This window comes from Citrobacter sp. TBCS-14 (assembly GCF_005280805.1).
Lineage (GTDB): Bacteria > Pseudomonadota > Gammaproteobacteria > Enterobacterales > Enterobacteriaceae > Citrobacter > Citrobacter gillenii.
Genome location: NZ_SZWM01000623.1, coordinates 1 through 218, shown reverse-complemented (window position 1 = coordinate 218; position 218 = coordinate 1). Strand labels below are relative to the sequence as shown.

Sequence of the window (218 nt, the reverse complement as noted above, 5' to 3'; positions counted from 1 at the left end):
GCACTGTTGCACTGGCGTTTGATGAAGGGATCGTTGGCCTGGTTGGCAGGCTGGCGGAACCTATCAACCTTGCCGATGCGCAAAAACACCCCAGCTTTAAATATATTCCTTCGGTGAAAGAAGAACGCTTTCGTGCGTTCTTAGGCGTACCGATCATCCAGCGACGCCAGTTATTAGGCGTCCTGGTGGTACAGCAACGTGAGTTGCGCCAGTACGAC

Annotated in this window: 1 protein-coding gene; it reads left to right on the top strand. The window is 53.2% G+C overall.

The window, feature by feature from the left end; all coding sequences use genetic code 11:
* Positions 1-218 (top strand): GAF domain-containing protein (locus FDX22_RS20300; RefSeq protein WP_146717687.1); only part of this gene is annotated, 218 nt, incomplete at both ends.